Below are 532 nucleotides of genomic sequence, written 5' to 3'. Positions count from 1 at the left end.
AATTCATCCCAAACATCATATCTATCGTTTTCCACTTTTTTTAAAGCGTATGTTGATGAATCTTCTGCTTCCACTTTTTCTATTTCTATTCTAGTATCATTTAATTTCTTTAAATACTCTCCCTTCAGATTCGCTGTAGAATTAGTAGACGAATCTTTATCTTCTGTAGGTACATTGATTGATCTATCCTCTTTTTCGTTTGGATTCATATTGGCTGGATTTGTGGTGTTTCTATTATTGTTGTCGGTCTTTGCAGCATCTTCTTTTGAATCTACATTAGAAGAATCGTCCTTTGTGTTTTGCGATAGATTGCTATTTTGTAAATGGTTGTCAAACATAGCACTTGACTCTTCCGATGAGTTTTCACAAGCAGCCATAAAAAGTATAAATACTACAAGAAACATTACAATTAAAATTATCCTATTTATTTTCATAATATAGCCCTTCCACTAACAATTAACTTGTGTCCTTTCAATTACTTCTGGCAGCATTTCAGTAACCTGCTTTAACTTCTACTTTTGCTAGCAAAAGT

Annotated in this window: 1 pseudogene; it reads right to left on the bottom strand. The window is 32.3% G+C overall.

Annotation, left to right across the window (positions count from 1 at the left end):
• Positions 1 to 434, bottom strand: a pseudogene (locus V7122_RS24610) (lysozyme inhibitor LprI family protein); the annotation flags it as partial.
• Positions 435 to 532 lie beyond the last annotated feature (98 nt).

Source organism: Bacillus sp. JJ1532 (assembly GCF_036965085.1).
Taxonomy (GTDB): Bacteria; Bacillota; Bacilli; order Bacillales; family Cytobacillaceae; genus Cytobacillus.
This window is presented reverse-complemented; position numbering and strand designations above follow the sequence as displayed.